The following is a 20,461-nucleotide window of genomic DNA, read 5'->3' on the forward strand; positions in this document are numbered from 1 at the left end:
CATTACAGCTCCTTCCCGGAACGCCGGGAGATCCGGACGCGCTTGCCCTCGTCCGTGACCTTCTTGCCGACCCGGGTGGGCTTGCCGTCGCCGTCGACCAGCATCACGTTCGAGACGTGGATGGCGGCCTCCTGCGTGACGATCCCGCCGGACTGCGCACCGCGCTGGTTCTGGCTGATCCGGGTGTGCTTCTTGATCCGGTTCACGCCTTCGACCAGCACGCGGTCGCGGTCGGGGTAGGCCTGGATGACCTTGCCCTTCGCGCCCTTGTCCTTGCCCGCGATCACCTGGACGGTGTCGCCCTTCTTGATCTTCATGTCAGAGCACCTCCGGAGCGAGGGAGATGATCTTCATGAACTTCTTGTCGCGCAGCTCACGACCGACCGGGCCGAAGATGCGGGTCCCCCGCGGTTCGTTGTTGTCCTTGATCAGGACGGCAGCGTTCTCGTCGAACCGGATGTAGCTGCCGTCCGGCCGGCGCCGCTCCTTGACGGTGCGTACGATGACGGCCTTGACGACGTCACCGCGCTTCACCCCGGCGGCGGGGATGGCGTCCTTCACCGTGGCGACGATGATGTCGCCGATACCGGCGTAGCGCCGACCCGACCCGCCCAGCACCCGGATGCAGAGGATCTCCTTGGCACCGGTGTTGTCGGCGACGCGCAGCCGCGACTCCTGCTGGATCACTTCGCCTTCTCCAGGATCTCCACCAGCCGCCAGCACTTGGTGGCCGACAGCGGGCGGGTCTCCATCAGCCGGACGCGGTCACCGACGCCGGCCGTGTTGGCCTCGTCGTGTGCCTTGACCTTGCTCGTCCGGCGGATGACCTTGCCGTACAGCGGGTGCTTCACGCGGTCCTCGAGCGTGACCACGATCGTCTTGTCCATCTTGTCGGACACGACGTAGCCCTCACGGACCTTCCGCTCCCCGCGCTGCCGCGCCGGAGGCGCAATGTTGTTACCAGCTTGAGTCTGGGTCTCTTCGCTCATGCCGCGCCCTCGTCGTTCTCCTCGGGGGCGGCCGAGAGGCCCAGCTCGCGCTCACGCATGATCGTGTAGATCCGCGCGATGTCGTGCCGGACGGTACGCAGCCGCCGGTTGTTGTCCAGCTGCCCCGTGGCCATCTGGAACCGGAGGTTGAACAGCTCCTCCTTGGCCTCCCGCACGCGCAGGACGAGCTCCTCGTCGGAGAGCTCGCGCAGTTCGGCGGCGGTGGTCGTGGCGGCCATCAGATGTCACCACCCTCACGGGTCACGATCCGGCACTTCATCGGCAGCTTGTGGATCGCGCGGCGCAGGGCCTCGCGAGCCATCTCCTCGTTCGGGTAGCTCATCTCGAACAGCACCCGGCCGGGCTTGACGTTGGTCACCCACTTCTCCGGGGAGCCCTTACCCGAACCCATGCGGGTCTCGGCAGGCTTCTTGGTGAGCGGGCGGTCCGGGAAGATCGGGATCCAGACCTTGCCACCACGGCGGATGTGCCGGTTGATGGCGATACGGGCCGACTCGATCTGCCGGTTGGTGATGTAGGCGGGCTCCAGGGCCTGGATGCCGTAGTCACCGAAGTTCACCTGCGTGCCGCCCGTGGCCAGGCCCGTGCGGTGCGGCCGGTGCTGCTTGCGGTGCTTCACCTTGCGTGGGATCAGCATGGGTCAGCCCTCCCCGCCCTGCTGCTGGACCTGCTGTGCGGCCTGGTCGGCCTCGATCGTGGCGATGCCACCCTCGTTGCCCGGGGCGTCGGCCCGCTCGGCGGCGGCCCGCCCGGCCTCGGTGCCCGAGCCGGTGGTGCCCGACGCGCCCGAACGGCGCCGCTGCGGGCGCTCGCGGCGCGGACGCTCCGGCGCGGCCGCGGCGGCGGGAGCGCCCTCACGGCGGCCACCGACGACATCGCCCTTGTAGATCCACACCTTCACGCCGATCCGGCCGAAGGTGGTGCGGGCCTCGAACAGGCCGTAGTCGATGTCGGCGCGCAGCGTGTGCAGCGGCACGCGACCCTCGCGGTAGAACTCCGAGCGCGACATCTCCGCACCGCCGAGGCGGCCCGAGCACTGCACCCGGATGCCCTTGACCTGCGGCGAGCGCATCGCCGACTGGATCGCCTTGCGCATCGCGCGGCGGAACGCCACACGGTTGGACAGCTGCTCGGCGACACCCTGCGCGACGAGCTGAGCGTCCGACTCCGAGTTCTTGACCTCGAGGATGTTGAGCTGGACCTGCTTCTTGGTCAGCTTCTCGAGCTGACCGCGGATGCGGTCCGCCTCGGCGCCGCGGCGGCCGATGACGATGCCCGGACGCGCGGTGTGGATGTCCACACGCACGCGGTCGCGGGTGCGCTCGATCTCCACCTTGGAGATGCCGGCCCGCTCCATGCCCTTGGAGAGCATGCGGCGGATCTCGACGTCCTCCTTGACGTAGTCGGCGTACTGCTTGTCGGCGTACCACCGCGACTTCCAGTCGGTGGTGATGCCGAGTCGGAACCCGTGCGGGTTGATCTTCTGACCCATCAGCGGGCCCTCCCCTTCGCGCCACGCGCGCCGGCCGTGGCCGTCGGCTGCGACTCGACCTCGACGGTGATGTGGCTCGTCCGCTTGAAGATCCGGTAGGCGCGCCCCTGGGCGCGCGGCCGGATCCGCTTGAGCGTCGGGCCCTCGTCGGCGTAGGCCGCGGCCACCACGAGGGTGTCGCGGTCCAGGTCGAGGTTGTTCTCGGCGTTCGCCGCAGCGCTCGCGATGAGCTTGTACAGCGGCTGTGCCGCAGCCTGCGGCGAGAACCGCAGGATGTCCAGAGCCTCCTGCAGCGGCCGCCCCTTGACCAGCGCGATCACGCGCCGGACCTTGGTCGGCGACATGTGCACGAACCGTGCCACCGCGCGCGCCCGAACCGGCTCGAGCGCGGCGACAGGGCTCTGGCTGGTAGTTGTCTCAGCCATTCCGTTCACCCTTCCTTATCGCTACGTCGAACCGGGTCAGCGCCTGCGCGCCTTGCGGTCGTCCTTGATGTGACCCCGGAAGGTCCGCGTGGGCGCAAACTCTCCCAGCTTGTGCCCGACCATCGAGTCCGACACGAAGACCGGCACGTGCTTGCGGCCGTCGTGCACCGCGATCGTGTGGCCGATCATGTCCGGGATGATGGTGGACCGGCGGGACCAGGTCCGGATCACGGTCTTCTTGCCCGACTCGTTGAGGGCGTCCACCTTCTTGAGCAGGTGGTCGTCCACGAACGGGCCCTTCTTCAGGCTGCGCGGCATTGGTTACCTCCCTGCTCAGCGCTTCTTGCCGGTACGGCGCCGGCGGACGATCAACTTGTCAGACGGCTTGGTGCGGCGCGTGCGGCCCTCGGGCTTACCGGCCGGGTTCACCGGGTGGCGACCACCGGAGGTCTTGCCCTCACCACCACCGTGCGGGTGGTCGACCGGGTTCATGGCGACACCGCGGACGGTCGGGCGCTTGCCCTTCCACCGCATGCGGCCCGCCTTACCCCAGTTGATGTTGGAGTGCTCGGCGTTGCCCACCTCGCCGACGGTGGCGCGGCAGCGCACGTCGACGTTGCGGATCTCACCGGACGGCATGCGCAGCTGCGCGTACGGCCCGTCCTTCGCCACGAGCTGCACGCCCGAGCCGGCCGAGCGGGCGATCTTCGCGCCGCCGCCGGGGCGGAGCTCGATCGCGTGCACCACGGTGCCGGTGGGGATGTTGCGCAGCGGCAGGTTGTTGCCGACCTTGATGTCGGCCCGCGGCCCCGCCTCGACCTTGTCGCCCTGCTTCAGCTTCGCCGGCGCGAGGATGTAGCGCTTTTCGCCGTCGGCGTAGTGCAGCAGCGCGATGCGGCTGGTGCGGTTCGGGTCGTACTCGATGTGCGCGACCTTGGCCGGCACGCCGTCCTTGTCGTTGCGCCGGAAGTCGATCAGGCGGTAGGCGCGCTTGTGCCCGCCGCCCTGGTGCCGGGTGGTGACCCGCCCGTGCACGTTGCGCCCGCCCTTGCTGTGCAGCGGACGGATCAGTGACTTCTCCGGCGTCGACCGGGTGATCTCAGCGAAGTCGGAGACGCTGGACCCACGCCGGCCGGGTGTCGTCGGCTTGTACTTGCGAATACCCATCGCTTCGCCCCTCAGCTCGCCCGGCCACCGAAGACGTCGATCTCACGGCTCTCCGCGGAGAGCGTGACGACCGCACGCTTCGTGTCCTTGCGCTTGCCGTAGCCGGTGCGGGAGCGCTTGCGCTTGCCCGGGCGGTTCAGCGTATTGACGCTGAGCACCTTGACCCCGAACACCTTCTCCACGGCGATCTTGATCTCGGTCTTGTTCGCGTTCGGCGCGACGACGAAGGTGTACTGGCGCTCCTCGAGCAGCCCGTAGCTCTTCTCCGACACCACCGGCGCGAGCAGGATGTCCCGCGGGTCGGGGATCACTTCGCAGCCTCCTTCTCCAGGCCCACCAGCTCGCTCTCGCGCGCCGTGGCCTTCGCCGACCGGGTCCCAGAACTCCGTGTCACAGCGGCGATCGGGCCGGCCAAAAATGCATCGAGCGCCTCACGCGTGAAGACCACGACGTCGTTGACGAGGACGTCGTAGGTGTTCAGCTGGTCGGGGGCGATCACGTGCACGGTCGGGAGGTTGCGCAGCGAGAGCCAGCTGACCTCGTCGTCGCGGCCGACGACCGCGAGCACGCGGCGCCCGGCCTCGCCCACCACGGCCTCCAGCGCGGTGCGCGCGGACTTGGTGGACGGGGTGTCGCCCGTGACCACCGAGGAGACGACCTGCACCAGGCCGCCACGGGCCCGGTCGGACAGCGCACCGCGCAGCGCGGCGGCCTTCATCTTCTTCGGGGTCTTCTGGCTGTAGTCACGCGGCGTGGGGCCGTGCACCGTGCCACCACCGGTGAACTGCGGCGCGCGGGTCGAGCCCTGCCGGGCGCGGCCGGTGCCCTTCTGGCGGTACGGCTTCTTGCCACCACCGCGGACCTCGCCGCGGGTCTTCGTGTCGTGCGTGCCCTGGCGCGCTGCGGCCTGCTGGGCCACCACGACCTGGTGCATCAGCGGCACGTTGGCCGTGACGTCGAAGACGTGCGCAGGCAGCTCGACGCTGCCGTCGGCCTTCCCGTCCGGGGTGCGGATCTCGACGCTCGTCCCAGAGGAAGTCATTACTGTGCACCGCCCTTCGCGGCCGTCTTGACCAGGATCAGGCCGCCGCGCGGGCCGGGGACGGCACCCTTGAGCAGCAGCAGGCCGTTGTCGGTGTCGACGCGGTGCACCGTGAGGTTCTGCGTGGTGGTGCGCGCGGTGCCCATGCGACCGGCCATCCGCAGGCCCTTGAAGACGCGACCCGGGGTGGCACACCCGCCGATGGAACCCGGCGAACGGTGCTTGCGCTGCGTGCCGTGGCTCGCGCCGAGGCCCTTGAAGCCGTGCCGCTTCATGACACCCGCGGTGCCCTTGCCCTTGCTCGTGCCCACCACGTCGACCACGGCGCCGGCCTCGAAGACCTCGGCCGTGACCTCCTGGCCGACGGTGTACTCGCCCGCGTCGGAGGTGCGCAGCTCGACCAGGTGCCGGCGCGGCGTGGTGCCCGCCTTGGCGAAGTGGCCGGTGCGCGGCTTGTTCACCTTGCGCGGGTCGATCGCGCCGTAGGCCAGCTGAACGGCGGTGTAGCCGTCGTTCTCCGGCGTGCGGACCTGCGTCACCACGTTCGGGCCCGCCTGGACCACGGTGACCGGGACCACCCGGTTGTTCTCGTCGAAGACCTGGGTCATCCCGAGCTTGGTGCCCAGGATCCCGGTGATTTGCCTATCAGTCATCGTCGGTCAGGCCCTACTGGATGTTCACGTCGACGCTGGCCGGCAGGTCGATGCGCATCAGCGCGTCGACCGTCTTGGGCGTCGGGTCGAGGATGTCGATCAGCCGCTTGTGCGTGCGCATCTCGAAGTGCTCGCGCGAGTCCTTGTACTTGTGCGGCGAGCGGATGACGCAGTACACGTTCTTCTCCGTCGGCAGCGGCACCGGCCCGACGACCCGAGCGCCCGTACGCGTGACCGTCTCGACGATCTTGCGTGCGGAGGCGTCGATGGCCTCGTGGTCATAGGCCTTCAGCCTGATGCGGATCTTTTGTCCCGCCATGGTCGTCGGTCGTCCTCTTCTTCCTGCCGCTCATGTACGCGTGCTCCGGGGTGGTGCACCCACAAGGAGCCCCGGATGGGTCTCACTCGTGGTGGCTCCGGTCCACGAGGTCGGGCGTGTCGCCGTGATCCTCATGCCTGCCGAATGCATCCGACTGGCACTGGGGGGTGTTCAGCGGATCCTGGGGCCACTCGCATGCATTCGTCCCCGGGTCACCTGCGTCCCCTGGGGGGTGCTGTGCTCAGGGGCTGGGCGTGGATGCGGCGCGCTCGAACCGGGGTTCGGGCGCGCCGCAGCCCAACGCGCAACCCGTCAAGGATGCCACACCGCGATGCGGCGCCCTCAACCGGGGGGGTGTTACTTGTTGATCTTGGTGACCTGGCCGGCGCCGACGGTGCGGCCGCCCTCGCGGATGGCGAGCTGCAGGCCCTCCTCCATCGCGATCGGCTGGATCAGCTGGACGCTGACCGCGGTGTTGTCGCCGGGCATGACCATCTCGGTGCCCTGCGGCAGCGTCACGACGCCCGTCACGTCCGTGGTCCGGAAGTAGAACTGCGGACGGTAGTTGTTGAAGAACGGCGTGTGGCGGCCACCCTCGTCCTTGGACAGGATGTAGACCTGCGCCTCGAACTCCGTGTGCGGCGTGATCGAGTTGGGCTTCACGACGACCTGGCCGCGCTCGACGTCCTCGCGCTTGATGCCGCGGAGCAGCAGACCGACGTTCTCACCCGCGCGACCCTCGTCGAGGATCTTGCGGAACATCTCGACACCGGTGACGGTGGTCTTGGTCGACTTCTCGCGGATGCCGACGATCTCGACCTCCTCGTTCACCTTCACGATGCCGCGCTCGATGCGGCCGGTGACCACGGTGCCGCGGCCGGTGATGGTGAAGACGTCCTCGACGGGCATGAGGAACGGCTTCTCGGTGTCGCGCTCCGGCTCCGGGATGCTCTCGTCCACGGCGTCCATGAGCTCGAGCAGCTTCGCGCCCCACTCGGCGTCGCCCTCAAGGGCCTTGAGCGCCGAGACGCGCACGATCGGCAGGTCGTCGCCCGGGTAGTCCTGCGACGACAGCAGCTCGCGGACCTCCAGCTCGACGAGCTCGAGGATCTCCTCGTCGTCGACCATGTCGGCCTTGTTCAGCGCCACCACGATGTAGGGCACGCCGACCTGGCGGGCGAGCAGCACGTGCTCACGCGTCTGCGGCATCGGGCCGTCGGTGGCCGCGACCACCAGGATGGCGCCGTCCATCTGCGCCGCACCGGTGATCATGTTCTTGATGTAGTCGGCGTGACCGGGGCAGTCGACGTGCGCGTAGTGCCGCTTCTCGGTCTGGTACTCGACGTGCGCGATCGAGATGGTGATACCGCGCTGGCGCTCCTCCGGCGCCTTGTCGATCATGTCGAACGCCGACGCCTCGTTGAGGTTCGGGTACTTGTCGTGCAGGACCTTCGTGATGGCCGCCGTCAGCGTGGTCTTGCCGTGGTCGATGTGACCAATGGTGCCGATGTTGACGTGCGGCTTGGTCCGCTCGAACTTCGCCTTCGCCACTGCAGTGTCCTCCTGGACTTGATGATTCGTGTCCGCCGTGCTGACGGCAGGTCTTCCGGTTGTGGTGCGGGCCGTGGACCTTACCGATCCGCGACCCGCCACTCGCGAGCGGTCGGGGCTACTCGCCCGTCGCCTTCACAGTGTTCGTCCGGGCTCGCGGCGCTCCTCGCTCGCTGGCGCTCGCTGCGGTGCTCACTCGCCCGTTGCCTTCGCGATAATCTCCTTGGCCACGTTGGTCGGGACCTCCGCGTAGGAGTCGAAGACCATCGTGTAGTTCGCCCGGCCCTGCGTCCGCGACCGCAGGTCGCCGACGTAGCCGAACATCTCCGAGAGCGGCACCAGCGCCTTGACGACGCGGGCACCCGCCCGCTCCTCCATGGCCTGGATCTGGCCACGGCGGGAGTTCAGGTCGCCGATCACGTCGCCCATGTAGTCCTCGGGCGTGGTGACCTCGACGGCCATCATCGGCTCGAGCAGGGCCGGGTCGGCCTTGCGCGCAGCCTCCTTCAGGGCCATCGAGCCGGCGACCTTGAAGGCCATCTCGGACGAGTCGACCTCGTGGTACTGACCGTCGAGCAGCGTCAGCTTGATGCCGACCAGCGGGTAGCCCGCCAGCACGCCGTACTGCATGGCGTCCTGGGCACCGGCGTCGACCGACGGGATGTACTCCCGCGGGATGCGGCCACCGGTGACCTTGTTGTCGAACTCGTACAGCGCACCGTCGGCCGCCGCGGTGTCGAGCGGCTCGAGCTTGATGATGACGCGGGCGAACTGGCCCGAACCACCGGTCTGCTTCTTGTGCGTGTACTCGTACTTGTCGACCGAGCGACGGATCGTCTCGCGGTAGGCCACCTGCGGCTTGCCGATGTTGGCCTCGACCTTGAAGTCGCTCTTCATGCGGTTGACCAGCACCTCGAGGTGCAGCTCACCCATGCCGGCGAGGATCGTCTGGCCGGTCTCGTCGTCCAGGCTGACCTGGAACGTCGGGTCCTCCTCGGCCAGCTTCTGGATCGCCGTGGACAGCTTCTCCTGGTCGGCCTTGGTCTTCGGCTCCACCGCGACCTGGATGACCGGCTCCGGGAAGGTCATCGACTCCAGCACGATCGGCGCCTGCGGGTCGCAGAGCGTGTCGCCCGTGGTGGTGTCCTTCAGGCCGATGACCGCGTAGATGTGACCGACAAGGGCCTCGTCGACCGGGTTCTCCTTGTTGGCGTGCATCTGGAAGATCTTCCCGATGCGCTCCTTGCGGTCCTTGGTCGAGTTGATGACCTGGGAGCCCGCGGCAACCCGGCCCGAGTACACCCGGACGTAGGTCAGCTTGCCGAAGAACGGGTGCGCAGCGATCTTGAAGGCCAGGGCCGAGAACGGCTCGTCCTTCACCGGCTTGCGGCTGGCCGGGGTCTCCCCGTCGGTCAGCGTGCCCTCGACCGGCGGCAGGTCGATCGGCGACGGCAGGTAGTCGATGACGGCGTCGAGCAGGGGCTGCACGCCCTTGTTCTTGAACGCCGAGCCGCACATCACCGGGTAGGCGCTGCGGTTGTTCACGATCTTCCGGATGCCGTGCTTGATCTGCTCGGTCGTGAGCTCCTCGCCGCCGAGGTAGAGCTCCATGAGCTCGTCGTCGGTCTCGGCGACGGCCTCCACGAGCGCCGTGCGGTACTCCGCGGCGCGGTCGGCGAGGTCGGCCGGGATCTCCTCGACCGCGTAGTCCTCGCCCTTCTGGACCTCACCGCGCCACGTCAGCGCCCGCATCTCGACGAGGTCGACGACGCCGATGAAGTCGTTCTCCGAGCCGATGGGCAGCTGGATCGGCAGCGGCGTGGCGCCGAGCCGCTCCTTGATCGTGCTGACGGTGAAGTAGAAGTCCGCACCCAGCTTGTCCATCTTGTTGACGAAGCAGATGCGCGGGACGTCGTACTTGGTGGCCTGCCGCCAGACCTGCTCGGACTGCGGCTCGACACCTTCCTTGCCGTCGAACACCGCGACGGCGCCGTCGAGCACCCGCAGGTTGCGCTCCACCTCGACGGTGAAGTCGACGTGCCCGGGGGTGTCGATCAGGTTGATCTGGTGGTCTTTCCAGAAGCAGGTGGTGGCGGCGGACGTGATCGTGATGCCGCGCTTCTGCTCCTCCTCCATCCAGTCCATGGTGGCGGCGCCGTCGTGGACCTCACCGATCTTGTAGTTGATCCCGGTGTAGAACAGGATCCGCTCGGTGGTGGTGGTCTTGCCGGCGTCGATGTGGGCCATGATGCCGATGTTGCGGACCTTGCCGAGGTCCGTCAGCACGTCCCGTGCCACTGTCAGCTCTCTTCCCTCTTCGAGGTTGGCGCGGACGTTCGGCCCGTCACCAGCGGTAGTGGGCGAAGGCCCTGTTGGACTCCGCCATCTTGTGCATGTCCTCGCGCCGCTTCACGCTGGCGCCGAGGCCGTTGCTCGCGTCGAGCAGCTCGTTCATCAGGCGCTCGACCATGGTCTTCTCGCGGCGCTGCTTCGCGAAGCCCACCAGCCACCGCAGCCCCAGCGTGGTCTGGCGGACGGCGCGGACCTCGACCGGCACCTGGTAGGTGGCGCCACCGACCCGGCGGCTGCGCACCTCGAGGGCGGGCTTGACGTTGTCCAGCGCGCGCTTGAGCGTGACGACCGGGTCGGTGCCGGTCTTGTCGCGCGTGCCCTCCAGGGCGGCGTAGACGATGCGCTCGGCGAGCGACCGCTTGCCGTCCTGCAGGATCTTGTTCACCAGCTGGGTGACCAGCGGCGAGCTGTACACCGGGTCAGCAACCAGCGGGCGCTTCGGCGCCGGGCCCTTGCGAGGCATCAGCTCTTCTCCTTCTTCGCGCCGTAGCGGCTGCGGGACTGCTTGCGGTTGCGGACGCCCTGCGTGTCCAGCGAACCGCGAATGATCTTGTAGCGAACGCCGGGGAGGTCCTTCACCCGGCCGCCGCGCACGAGCACGATGGAGTGCTCCTGGAGGTTGTGCCCCTCACCCGGGATGTAGGCCGTGACCTCGATCTGGCTGGACAGCTTGACGCGGGCAACCTTGCGCAGGGCGGAGTTCGGCTTCTTCGGCGTCGTGGTGTACACGCGAGTGCACACCCCGCGGCGCTGGGGGCTTCCCTTCAGCGCGGCGGTCTTGGTCTTGCCGACCTTGTCCTGACGGCCCTTGCGGACCAGCTGCTGGATCGTGGGCATGAACCGTCTACTTCTTCCCGTCGGTGGTGCTCTATCTGATGCTTGTCGTGCTGGTGCGGGGAGGCCGGTGGCACCGGCCGCCCTCCCCCGAGGTCGGGCGTGTCCCGCGTACTTGCGTGCTGACGCCCGGGCGCTGCGATGCGAGATCGGGGAACCTCACGAACTCCCGGGCCCACGCTCCCGACGACGCGTAGCCGCACCGTGATGCGGATCGGCGGGCGACAGGCACGCGGATCGGCCCGACCGTGGCCGAGCGCAAGACACAAGGGTACCCGCCCCGTCGGAAGGGGGTCAAAACGGGTCCCGGTCGACGCGTGCCGGTACTGGCAGGGTGCCGCAAACCCCGCCCCACCCGCAAGAGGACGCGCCGCTCGCCGCGCAGAAACCCCCGCTCGTCGCAACCGGATAGTGTGCCGACGTGCGCCTGCCCCGTGCTGCGGCCCGGCTGTTGGCCAGCGTCGTCATCGCACCGTTGCTCTCCCCTCGGCTCCCGCTGCCCGTCCGGCGGACCCTGCTCGACGCCACCGGTCACGTCGTGCCCGGCCCGCGCGGCACGCGCCGGAGCCGGGGCGCGCTCGGCGGCGTGCCGACAGAACGCGTGGCAGCCCGCGGCTCAGGAGGCCCGCACCAGGTGCTCTATCTGCACGGCGGCGGCTACCAGACGGGGTCACCACGATCGCACCGCGGGCTCGGCCGGGCCGCGGGCGCACCCGTGCACGTGCCGCACTACCGGCGCGCACCCGAGAGCCCGTACCCGGCCGCGGTCGACGACGCCGCGGCGGCCTACCACGCGCTCCGCGCGGCCGGCCACACTTCTCAACACATCGCGTTGGCCGGGGATTCCGCAGGCGGCGGGATCGTCCTCGCCCTCCTGCTGCGGCTGCGCGACAACGGGGAGGAGCTGCCCGGATCGGTCGGCCTGATCTCCCCGTGGCTCGACCTCGAGCTCCGGTCACCCACCCTGCGCGCCAACGCGCGCACCGACGCGATGCTCGATCCGGCCTGGCTGGGCGAGGCGGCCGCCGACTACCGCGGCGACGCCGAAGGTCCCGAGCTGCGACCCCTCGAGGCCGATCTCGCGGGGCTGCCGCCGGTGCACGTCGTCGCCGGGACCGACGAGATCCTGCTCGGCGACGCCGACGCCCTGGTCGAGCGGCTGCGCGCGGCCGGTGGGCCGGTCACCTACCGGCGGGCCGAGCGGATGTGGCACGCCTACCCCGTGCTGGCCAGCATGCTGCGCGAGGCCGACGACGCGGTGGCGGCGCTCGGTGCCGCGCTGCGGCGCGACTGCACGCCGGGGTGAGGCCGCAGCCCCGATCGCCGCCGGTCGGCGCGGCGGTCGGGTCGGTCGGGCCGCTCCGTCGGCGATCACGGGCGGAGGGCCGCGGCACGGCGCCGGGAATCCACCTTCTGCCCGTGATCACCGAGGCACGGGGCGGGCGGCGCTCCTCGGCGACGCGGCCTGGGCCGCCGGCCGCCGGGTAGGGCCAGGCGATGCCGATTCGCACCGGAACGACGAACGGGGCCGGATACCGCCACGGGAGAGCGGTACCCGGCCCCGTTCAGGTGCCGGACCTCAGGTCACGACCAGCCGCTCGTCAGCGGAAGTCGCGCCCGAAGTCGTAGTCGTCCAGGGGCACTGCGGCACCGGTGCCCGTGCCGAACACGTCGGGGCTGTAGTAGCCGTCGTCGTAGCTCGGCAGCGCGTAGGCGGCCGCACGGGCCTCCTCCGTGGGCTGGACCTGAATGTTGCGGTACCGGTTGATGCCGGTACCGGCCGGGATCAGCTTACCGATGATCACGTTCTCCTTGAGCCCGACGAGCTTGTCGCGCTTTCCGTTGATCGCGGCATCGGTGAGGATCCGGGTGGTCTCCTGGAACGACGCCGCGGACAGCCACGACTCCGTGGCCAGCGAGGCCTTCGTGATCCCCATGAGCACCGGACGGCCGGAGGCCGGCTCGCCGCCCTCGGCCACCACCTGACGGTTGGCGTTCTCGAACTCGGCACGCTCGGCGAGCGCACCCGGCAGGAACTCCGTGGAGCCCGAGTCGATGATCGTGACCCGGCGCAGCATCTGCCGGACGATGACCTCGATGTGCTTGTCGTGGATGTCCACGCTCTGCGTGCGGTACACCCGCTGCACCTCGCGCACCAGGTGCAGCTGCACCTCGCGCGGGCCCATGACGCGCAGCACCTCGTGCGGGTCGGCCGTGCCCTCGAGGAGCAGCTGGCCCACGTGCACGTGGTCGCCGTCGGCCAGCGGCCGCTCCTGACCGTCGACGACGGTCATCGCCAGCCACTGCCGCTTCGACAGCTTGTCGTAGACGATCTCCTCGCCGCCGTCGTCCGGCGTGAGGGTGATCTTCCAGAAGCGGTCGCCGTCCTCGATCGCGATGCGCCCGTCGACGTCGGCGATCGGGGCCTTGCCCTTGGGGACGCGGGCCTCGAACAGCTCCTGCACACGCGGCAGACCGGTGGTGATGTCGTCACCGGCCACACCACCGGTGTGGAAGGTACGCATCGTCAGCTGCGTGCCGGGCTCACCGATGGACTGCGCCGCGACGATGCCGACCGCCTCGCCGACGTCCACCAGCTTGCCGGTGGCCATCGAACGGCCGTAGCACATGCCGCAGATGCCGGTGGCCGACGTGCAGGTGAGCGCGCTGCGCACCTTGATCGTCTTGACGCCCGCGGCGACGAGCACGTCGAGCGCCGGGTCGCCCAGGTCGTCGTTGCGGCGCACGATGATCTCACCGTCGGGCCCGTACACGTCCTCCGCCGAATTGCGGGCGTAGACGCTGGTTCGCAGGTACCGGTGCGGGATCCGGCGGCCGTCCGAGGTCTCCTCCGTGACGGCCATCGCGATGCTGCGCTCGGTGCCGCAGTCGACCTCGCGGACGATGACGTCCTGCGACACGTCCACCAGACGACGGGTCAGGTAACCCGAGTCGGCGGTGCGCAGGGCGGTGTCGGCGAGGCCCTTGCGGGTGCCGTGCGTGGAGATGAAGTACTCCAGCACCGACAGGCCCTCACGGAAGTTGGCCTTGATCGGGCGGGGGATGTACTCACCCTTCGGGTTGGCGACCAGACCACGCATACCGGCGAGCTGCCGGACCTGCGTCATGTTGCCCGCCGCGCCGGACTTCACGATCGTGGGGATCGGGTTGTCGTCGGGGAAGTTGTCCTCCATGGCCCGGGCCACCTCTTCGGAGGCCTGGGTCCAGATCTTGACCATCTCGTCGTTGCGCTCCTGGTGCGACAGGGCGCCGCGCTGGTAGCGCTTGTTGACCTGGTCGGCCTTGGCCTCGTAGCCGTCGAGGATCTCCTGCTTGTTCGGCGGCACCACGACGTCGGAGACGGCCAGCGTGACCCCGGAGCGCGTGGCCCAGTAGAAGCCGGCCTCCTTGAGGCGGTCGAGAACCTGCGCGACCTCTGTCATCGAGTACCGCTCGGCCAGGTCGTTGATGATCGCGGCCTGGCGCTTCTTCGGCAGCGGCTCGTTGACGAACGGGTAGTCCTCCGGGAGCAGCTCGTTGAACAGCGCCCGGCCGAGCGTGGTCTCGGCGACCCACGGCTCGCCCGCGCTCCAGCCGCGCTCGGAGAGCGTGGGGTACAGCTCGGCGGGCGGCACCACACCGGTGAGCCGGATCTTGATCGGCGCCTGGAGGTGGAGCACCTTGCGGTCGTAGGCCATGATCGCCTCGGCCGGCGAGGAGTACACCTGGCCCTCACCGGTGGCGCCGGGACGCTCCCGGGTGAGGTGGAACAGGCCCGTGACCATGTCCAGCCGGGGCATCGCGAGCGGACGTCCCGACGCGGGCGACAGGATGTTGTTGCTCGAGAGCATCAGCACCCTGGCCTCGGACTGCGCCTCGGCCGACAGCGGCAGGTGCACCGCCATCTGGTCACCGTCGAAGTCGGCGTTGAACGCCTCGCAGACCAGCGGGTGCAGCTGGATGGCCTTGCCCTCCACCAGCTGCGGCTCGAAGGCCTGGATGCCGAGGCGGTGCAGCGTGGGCGCGCGGTTGAGCAGCACCGGGTGCTCGGAGATGACCTCCTCGAGCACGTCCCACACCTGCGAGCGGCCGCGCTCAACCATGCGCTTCGCGGACTTGATGTTCTGCGCGTGGTTGAGGTCGACCAGCCGCTTCATCACGAACGGCTTGAACAGCTCCAGCGCCATGCCCTTGGGCAGACCGCACTGGTGCAGCTTGAGCTGCGGGCCGACCACGATGACCGAACGGCCCGAGTAGTCGACGCGCTTGCCGAGCAGGTTCTGGCGGAACCGGCCCTGCTTGCCCTTGAGCAGGTCGGACAGCGACTTGAGCGGGCGGTTGCCCGGCCCGGTCACCGGCCGGCCGCGGCGGCCGTTGTCGAACAGCGCGTCGACGGCCTCCTGCAGCATCCGCTTCTCGTTGTTGACGATGATCTCGGGCGCGCCGAGGTCGATCAGTCGCTTGAGGCGGTTGTTGCGGTTGATGACCCGGCGGTACAGGTCGTTGAGGTCCGAGGTGGCGAAGCGGCCACCGTCGAGCTGCACCATCGGGCGCAGGTCCGGCGGGATGACCGGCACGCAGTCGAGCACCATGCCCATCGGCGAGTTGCCGGTGGACTGGAACGCCGCGACGACCTTGAGCCGCTTGAGGGCGCGGAGCTTCTTCTGCCCCTTGCCGCTGCGGATGGTCTCCCGCAGGCTCTCGGCCTCGGCCTCGATGTCGAAGTTCTGCAGCAGGGTCTGGATCGCCTCGGCGCCCATCGCCCCGGTGAAGTAGTCGCCGTAGCGGTCGTAGAGCTCGCGGTAGAGCCCCTCGTCCGCGATCAGCTGCTGCACCTCGAGCTTGGTGAAGGTGCTCCAGATCTCGTCGAGCCGGTCCAGCTCGCGCTGGGCGCGGTCGCGGAGCTGGCGCATCTCGCGCTCGCCGCCCTCCTTGACCTTGCGGCGGACGTCGCTCTTGGCGCCCTCCGCCTCCAGCTCGGCGATGTCGGCCTCGAGCTTCTGCGCCCTGGCCTCCAGATCGGCGTCGCGCCGGTTCTCGACCCGCTTGCGCTCCACGCTCATCTCGGTCTCGAGCGTGGACAGGTCGTTGTGGCGCAGCTCCTTGTTGACCGAGGTGATCACGTACGCGGCGAAGTAGATGATCTTCTCGAGGTCCTTGGGCGCCAGGTCGAGCAGGTAGCCCAGGCGGCTCGGCACACCCTTGAAGTACCAGATGTGCGTGACCGGGGCGGCCAGCTCGATGTGGCCCATCCGCTCGCGCCGCACCTTGGCGCGCGTGACCTCCACGCCGCAGCGCTCGCAGATGATGCCCTTGAACCGGACGCGCTTGTACTTACCGCAGTAGCACTCCCAGTCGCGGGTCGGGCCGAAGATCTTCTCGCAGAAGAGCCCGTCCTTCTCCGGCTTCAGGGTGCGGTAGTTGATGGTTTCCGGCTTCTTGACCTCGCCGTGCGACCACTGACGGATGTCCTCGGCGGTGGCCAGGCCGATGCGCAGCTCGTCGAAGAAGTTGACGTCGAGCACTAGTAGTCCTCAGTTCCTTCGTTCGTTCTCGGCTCTGGGCGGGGTCAGTTGACGACGTCGTCGACGGTCATCGACTCGGATCCGGGGCGGCTGGACAGGTTGATGCCCAGGTTCGCCGCGGCCCGCTCGAGGTCCTCGTCGTCGGTGTCGCGCATCTCGATCGCCGCGCCGTCGCTGGAGAGCACCTCGACGTTCAGGCACAGCGACTGGAGCTCCTTGAGGAGCACCTTGAACGACTCCGGGATGCCCGGCTCGGGGATGTTCTCGCCCTTGACGATCGCCTCGTAGACCTTGACCCGGCCCACCACGTCGTCGGACTTGATGGTGAGCAGCTCCTGCAGCGTGTACGCCGCGCCGTAAGCCTGCATCGCCCAGCACTCCATCTCACCGAAGCGCTGGCCACCGAACTGGGCCTTACCGCCGAGCGGCTGCTGGGTGATCATCGAGTACGGACCCGTGGAGCGCGCGTGGATCTTGTCGTCCACCAGGTGCGCGAGCTTCAGGATGTACATGTAGCCGACGGCCACCGGGAACGGGTACGGCTCGCCCGAGCGCCCGTCGAACAGCTGGGCCTTGCCGTCGGGGTTGACCATCCGCTCACCGTCGCGGTTGGGCAGCGTGGACGCGAGCAGCCCGCTGATCTCGTGCTCCCTGGCGCCGTCGAAGACCGGGGTGGCGGTCTTCGTGCCGGCGGGCACGGAGTAGAGCTCCTCGGGCATCTTCGACGCCCACTCGGGCTTGCCCTCGATCTCCCAGCCGGTCTTGGCGATCCACCCGAGGTGGGTCTCCAGCACCTGGCCGATGTTCATCCGTCGCGGCACACCGTGGGTGTTGAGGATGATGTCGACCGGGGTGCCGTCCGGGAGGAACGGCATGTCCTCGGCGGGCAGGATCTTGCCGATGACGCCCTTGTTGCCGTGGCGGCCGGCGAGCTTGTCGCCGTCCTGGATCTTGCGCTTCTGGGCCACGTAGACGCGGACCAGCTCGTTGACGCCCGGCGCCAGCTCGTCCTCGTCGTCGCGGGAGAAGACGCGGATGCCGATGACCTTGCCGGTCTCGCCGTGGGGCACCTTCAGCGACGTGTCGCGCACCTCGCGCGCCTTCTCACCGAAGATCGCCCGCAGCAGGCGCTCCTCCGGGGTCAGCTCCGTCTCGCCCTTCGGCGTGACCTTGCCGACCAGGATGTCGCCCGGCTGCACCTCGGCACCGATGCGGATGATCCCGCGCTCGTCGAGGTCGGCGAGGACCTCCTCGGACACGTTCGGGATGTCCCGGGTGATCTCCTCGGCGCCCAGCTTGGTGTCGCGGGCGTCGATCTCGTGCTCCTCGATGTGGATCGACGTGAGCACGTCGTCCTGCACCAGGCGCTGCGAGAGGATGATCGCGTCCTCGTAGTTGTGCCCCTCCCACGGCATGATCGCCACGAGCAGGTTCTTGCCCAGGGCCATCTCACCGTCCTCGGTGCACGGCCCGTCGGCGATGACCTGGCCCGCCTCGACACGGGCGCCCTCGTCGACGATCGGCTTCTGGTTGTTGCACGTGCCCTGGTTGGACCGGCGGAACTTGTTCAGCCGGTACGTGGTGCGCGTGCCGTCGTCGGCCATCACCGTGATGTAGTCGGCGCACAGCTCCTCGACCACACCGGCCTTGTCGGCGACGAGGACGTCACCGGCGTCGACCGCGGCGCGCAGCTCCATGCCCGTGCCGACCAGCGGCGACTCGCTGCGCAGCAGCGGCACCGCCTGGCGCTGCATGTTGGCGCCCATCAGCGCGCGGTTGGCGTCGTCGTGCTCGAGGAACGGGATCATCGCCGTGGCGACCGACACCATCTGGCGCGGCGACACGTCCATGTAGTCCACCGCGGCGGGGGTGACGAGGTCGACCTCGCCGCCCTTGCGGCGGACCAGGATGCGGTCCTCCTGGAAGTTGCCGTCGTCGGTCAGCGGCGCGTTGGCCTGCGCGACGACGAAGCGGTCCTCCTCGTCGGCCGTGAGGTAGTCGATCTGGTCGGTGACCCGGCCGTCCTCGACCTTCCGGTACGGCGTCTCGATGAAGCCGAACGGGTTGACCCGCCCGAAGCTCGCCAGCGACCCGATCAGGCCGATGTTCGGGCCTTCCGGGGTCTCGATCGGGCACATGCGGCCGTAGTGGCTGTGGTGGACGTCGCGGACCTCCATGCCCGCGCGCTCCCGCGACAGACCGCCCGGACCCAGCGCGGAGAGGCGACGCTTGTGCGTGAGCCCCGCGAGCGGGTTGTGCTGGTCCATGAACTGCGACAGCTGCGAGGTGCCGAAGAACTCCCGGATCGCCGCCACGACGGGCCGGATGTTGATCAGCGTCTGCGGCGTGATCGCCTCGACGTCCTGCGTGGTCATGCGCTCACGGACGACGCGCTCCATCCGGGACAGGCCGACGCGGACCTGGTTCTGGATGAGCTCGCCGACCGTGCGCAGCCGCCGGTTGCCGAAGTGGTCGATGTCGTCGGTCTCGACGGGCACCGTGGTGCCGCCGTTGCCCTCGGCGTCGGCGCCGACCGTCATCGAGGTGTCGCCGGCGTGCAGCCGGACGAGGTACTCGAGCGTGGTGGCGATGTCCTCCTCGGTCAGCGTGCCGACCGAGTTGTCGATGTCCAGCCCGAGCTTCTTGTTGACCTTGTAACGGCCGACCTTGGCCAGGTCGTAGCGCTTGTCCTTGAAGAACAGGTTCTCCAGGAGGGTCTGCGCGCTCTCCCGCGTGGGCGGCTCGCCCGGACGCAGCTTGCGGTAGATGTCGAGCAGCGCCTCGTCCTGCCCGGCGGTGTGGTCCTTCTCCAGCGTCGCCATGATCGTCTCGGAGAACCCGAACCGCTGCTGGATCTGCTCGGCGGTCCAGCCGAGCGCCTTGAGCAGCACGGTGACCGGCTGGCGGCGCTTGCGGTCGATGCGGACACCGACGGTGTCGCGCTTGTCGACGTCGAACTCGAGCCACGCGCCGCGGCTCGGGATGACCTTGACCGAGTAGACGTCCTTGTCGGTCGTCTTGTCGATCGTGTGGTCGAAGTACACGCCGGGCGACCGGACGAGCTGGGACACGACGACACGCTCGGTGCCGTTGATGATGAAGGTGCCCTTGCTCGTCATCACGGGGAAGTCACCCATGAACACCGTCTGGCTCTTGATCTCGCCGGTGGTGTTGTTGGTGAACTCCGCCGTGACGAACAGCGGGGCGGCGTAGGTCATGTCCTTGTCCCGGCACTCCTCCTCGGAGGCCTTGACCTCGTCGAAGCGAGGGTCGGAGAAGGACAGGGACATGGACCCGGAGAAGTCCTCGATCGGAGAGATCTCCCTGAGGATCTCCTCGAGGCCCCCCACCGGGTTGTCGTCGCCCGCGTCGATCCGCCGCTGGAACCACGCCTCGTTGCCGACCAGCCATTCGAACGACTGGATCTGCAGGTCGAGGAGATCGGGCACCTCGAGTGGCTCGCGGATCTTCGCGAAGGTGACCCGGGTGGGTGCGCCCGGAAAGTTCGGGTTGGCCGAGACGGCAGCGGTCGCGGGGATCGCGAGCGGGGTGGTGGCGCGGGACGAAGCCAAGATGCGTCCTTCCGAGAACTGCGCTCTCGTCTGGCGGGCACCGGGCCCCGCGCGCTACCGTCTGCTCGACCGACCCGGGCAGGAGGTCCGGGTCGAGCGGGCTTCACGGATGCGGGATCCGGCGATCGCCGTCTGTTGTCATACGCAGCCGCCGGCCGGACACGCGAGAGCACCCGGACGTACTCCCTGCAGTGGGAGAGACCCGTGTGCGAACATCGCGAGGCTGGACGGAGGCAGCGCAAAGAGGCAGTCTAGCTGCAAATGCAGCCGCTGTCGAGACGGGTCACCAAGGCAACCATCGAGACCTAAGAGTGACCTGACAGGCGCATCGAGTCAAGACGCTACGCCGCGGTAAGTGGTCCCTTTCGCGGGACGACCGGCAGAAGCACGCCGCGCGGCGGTGCTCGGAATCACCGGTCCGGAGGCGCCCTCCGACCGCCCGACCGGCCCCTGCAGCCCCTCCATGCACCCCGTCTCCGCCCAGGCCCCCCGTCGACGGGGCGCACCGGCCGAAACGAG

At 68.9% G+C, this 20,461-nt stretch carries 20 protein-coding genes; 1 reads left to right on the plus strand and 19 read right to left on the minus strand.

The window, feature by feature from the left end; all coding sequences use genetic code 11:
* Positions 1–2 precede the first annotated feature (2 nt).
* The 17 genes from rplX to rpsL all read right to left on the minus strand — a co-directional run bounded on the left by rplX (position 3) and on the right by rpsL (position 10,848).
* Positions 3–317 (minus strand): 50S ribosomal protein L24, encoded by a 315-nt coding sequence (rplX, locus tag KME75_RS01970; RefSeq protein ID WP_219412764.1) that lies wholly within the window; start codon positions 315–317, stop codon positions 3–5.
* A 1-nt stretch (position 318) separates the two neighbouring features.
* The gene (gene rplN / locus KME75_RS01975; protein WP_219412765.1) at positions 319–687 is read right to left on the minus strand and encodes a 50S ribosomal protein L14; all 369 of its coding nucleotides are present in this window, start codon (positions 685–687) and stop codon (positions 319–321) included.
* Positions 684–989 carry a 30S ribosomal protein S17 gene (rpsQ, locus tag KME75_RS01980; RefSeq protein ID WP_219412766.1) on the minus strand — a complete coding sequence of 102 codons (306 nt, stop codon included), beginning with the start codon at positions 987–989 and terminating at the stop codon, positions 684–686. The genes rplN and rpsQ overlap by 4 nt, the downstream gene beginning before the upstream one ends.
* Positions 986–1,228, minus strand: a complete 243-nt coding sequence (gene rpmC, locus KME75_RS01985) for a 50S ribosomal protein L29 (protein WP_219412767.1) — start codon at positions 1,226–1,228, stop codon at positions 986–988. The genes rpsQ and rpmC overlap by 4 nt, the downstream gene beginning before the upstream one ends.
* Complete coding sequence (rplP, locus tag KME75_RS01990; RefSeq protein WP_219412768.1) at positions 1,228–1,647, minus strand: 50S ribosomal protein L16; 420 nt, start codon at positions 1,645–1,647, stop codon at positions 1,228–1,230. Before rplP ends, rpmC begins: the two co-directional genes overlap by 1 nt.
* Positions 1,648–1,650: 3 nt before the next feature.
* Positions 1,651–2,502: a 30S ribosomal protein S3 gene (rpsC, locus tag KME75_RS01995; protein ID WP_219412769.1), complete on the minus strand. Its 852-nt coding sequence runs from the start codon at positions 2,500–2,502 to the stop codon at positions 1,651–1,653.
* Positions 2,502–2,927 (minus strand): 50S ribosomal protein L22, encoded by a 426-nt coding sequence (gene rplV / locus KME75_RS02000; protein ID WP_219412770.1) that lies wholly within the window; start codon positions 2,925–2,927, stop codon positions 2,502–2,504. The genes rpsC and rplV overlap by 1 nt, the downstream gene beginning before the upstream one ends.
* 36 nt (positions 2,928–2,963) lie before the next feature.
* Complete coding sequence (gene rpsS, locus KME75_RS02005; protein WP_020622935.1) at positions 2,964–3,245, minus strand: 30S ribosomal protein S19; 282 nt, start codon at positions 3,243–3,245, stop codon at positions 2,964–2,966.
* Positions 3,246–3,260: 15 nt separating this feature from the next.
* Positions 3,261–4,094 carry a 50S ribosomal protein L2 gene (rplB, locus tag KME75_RS02010; protein ID WP_219412771.1) on the minus strand — a complete coding sequence of 278 codons (834 nt, stop codon included), beginning with the start codon at positions 4,092–4,094 and terminating at the stop codon, positions 3,261–3,263.
* Positions 4,095–4,105: 11 nt separating this feature from the next.
* Positions 4,106–4,405 carry a 50S ribosomal protein L23 gene (gene rplW / locus KME75_RS02015; protein WP_219412772.1) on the minus strand — a complete coding sequence of 100 codons (300 nt, stop codon included), beginning with the start codon at positions 4,403–4,405 and terminating at the stop codon, positions 4,106–4,108.
* On the minus strand, positions 4,402–5,136 hold the full coding sequence (gene rplD, locus KME75_RS02020) for a 50S ribosomal protein L4 (protein ID WP_219412773.1): 735 nt from the start codon (positions 5,134–5,136) through the stop codon (positions 4,402–4,404). The genes rplW and rplD overlap by 4 nt, the downstream gene beginning before the upstream one ends.
* Complete coding sequence (gene rplC / locus KME75_RS02025) at positions 5,136–5,789, minus strand: 50S ribosomal protein L3 (RefSeq protein WP_219412774.1); 654 nt, start codon at positions 5,787–5,789, stop codon at positions 5,136–5,138. The genes rplD and rplC overlap by 1 nt, the downstream gene beginning before the upstream one ends.
* Positions 5,790–5,802: 13 nt before the next feature.
* Positions 5,803–6,108, minus strand: coding sequence for a 30S ribosomal protein S10 (rpsJ, locus tag KME75_RS02030; RefSeq protein WP_003938093.1), 306 nt, complete (start codon positions 6,106–6,108; stop codon positions 5,803–5,805).
* 357 nt (positions 6,109–6,465) lie between these two features.
* Positions 6,466–7,659, minus strand: a complete 1,194-nt coding sequence (gene tuf / locus KME75_RS02035) for an elongation factor Tu (RefSeq protein ID WP_219412775.1) — start codon at positions 7,657–7,659, stop codon at positions 6,466–6,468.
* A 192-nt stretch (positions 7,660–7,851) separates the two neighbouring features.
* Positions 7,852–9,957, minus strand: coding sequence for an elongation factor G (fusA, locus tag KME75_RS02040; protein WP_219412776.1), 2,106 nt, complete (start codon positions 9,955–9,957; stop codon positions 7,852–7,854).
* A gap of 46 nt (positions 9,958–10,003) precedes the next feature.
* Entirely contained in the window at positions 10,004–10,474 is a 471-nt protein-coding gene (gene rpsG / locus KME75_RS02045) for a 30S ribosomal protein S7 (protein ID WP_219412777.1), read from the minus strand.
* Complete coding sequence (rpsL, locus tag KME75_RS02050) at positions 10,474–10,848, minus strand: 30S ribosomal protein S12 (protein ID WP_219412778.1); 375 nt, start codon at positions 10,846–10,848, stop codon at positions 10,474–10,476. Before rpsL ends, rpsG begins: the two co-directional genes overlap by 1 nt.
* Positions 10,849–11,266: 418 nt before the next feature.
* Between rpsL and KME75_RS02055 the strand changes: the two genes are divergently transcribed.
* Entirely contained in the window at positions 11,267–12,151 is an 885-nt protein-coding gene (locus KME75_RS02055; RefSeq protein WP_219412779.1) for an alpha/beta hydrolase fold domain-containing protein, read from the plus strand.
* 295 nt (positions 12,152–12,446) lie between these two features.
* Here the strand turns inward: KME75_RS02055 and KME75_RS02060 are convergent, their stop codons facing one another.
* On the minus strand, positions 12,447–16,370 hold the full coding sequence (locus KME75_RS02060) for a DNA-directed RNA polymerase subunit beta' (protein WP_219412780.1): 3,924 nt from the start codon (positions 16,368–16,370) through the stop codon (positions 12,447–12,449).
* Positions 16,371–16,414: 44 nt separating this feature from the next.
* Positions 16,415–19,942 carry a DNA-directed RNA polymerase subunit beta gene (gene rpoB, locus KME75_RS02065; protein ID WP_246631299.1) on the minus strand — a complete coding sequence of 1,176 codons (3,528 nt, stop codon included), beginning with the start codon at positions 19,940–19,942 and terminating at the stop codon, positions 16,415–16,417.
* Positions 19,943–20,461: the final 519 nt, after the last annotated feature.

Source organism: Pseudonocardia nigra (assembly GCF_019396355.1).
Classification (GTDB): Bacteria; Actinomycetota; Actinomycetes; order Mycobacteriales; family Pseudonocardiaceae; genus Pseudonocardia; species Pseudonocardia nigra.

Bases quoted from the DNA above. Each gene is read 5' to 3' on its own strand.
- rpsJ (WP_003938093.1), bottom strand. From the start codon at position 6,108: ATGGCGGGACAAAAGATCCGCATCAGGCTGAAGGCCTATGACCACGAG.
- rplP (WP_219412768.1), bottom strand. From the start codon at position 1,647: ATGCTGATCCCACGCAAGGTGAAGCACCGCAAGCAGCACCGGCCGCAC.
- rplC (WP_219412774.1), bottom strand. From the start codon at position 5,789: ATGACTGATAGGCAAATCACCGGGATCCTGGGCACCAAGCTCGGGATG.
- rpsQ (WP_219412766.1), bottom strand. From the start codon at position 989: ATGAGCGAAGAGACCCAGACTCAAGCTGGTAACAACATTGCGCCTCCG.
- rplD (WP_219412773.1), bottom strand. From the start codon at position 5,136: ATGACTTCCTCTGGGACGAGCGTCGAGATCCGCACCCCGGACGGGAAG.
- rpsC (WP_219412769.1), bottom strand. From the start codon at position 2,502: ATGGGTCAGAAGATCAACCCGCACGGGTTCCGACTCGGCATCACCACC.
- rpsL (WP_219412778.1), bottom strand. From the start codon at position 10,848: ATGCCCACGATCCAGCAGCTGGTCCGCAAGGGCCGTCAGGACAAGGTC.
- rpmC (WP_219412767.1), bottom strand. From the start codon at position 1,228: ATGGCCGCCACGACCACCGCCGCCGAACTGCGCGAGCTCTCCGACGAG.
- rplX (WP_219412764.1), bottom strand. From the start codon at position 317: ATGAAGATCAAGAAGGGCGACACCGTCCAGGTGATCGCGGGCAAGGAC.
- rplV (WP_219412770.1), bottom strand. From the start codon at position 2,927: ATGGCTGAGACAACTACCAGCCAGAGCCCTGTCGCCGCGCTCGAGCCG.
- rpsG (WP_219412777.1), bottom strand. From the start codon at position 10,474: ATGCCTCGCAAGGGCCCGGCGCCGAAGCGCCCGCTGGTTGCTGACCCG.
- rpsS (WP_020622935.1), bottom strand. From the start codon at position 3,245: ATGCCGCGCAGCCTGAAGAAGGGCCCGTTCGTGGACGACCACCTGCTC.
- rplB (WP_219412771.1), bottom strand. From the start codon at position 4,094: ATGGGTATTCGCAAGTACAAGCCGACGACACCCGGCCGGCGTGGGTCC.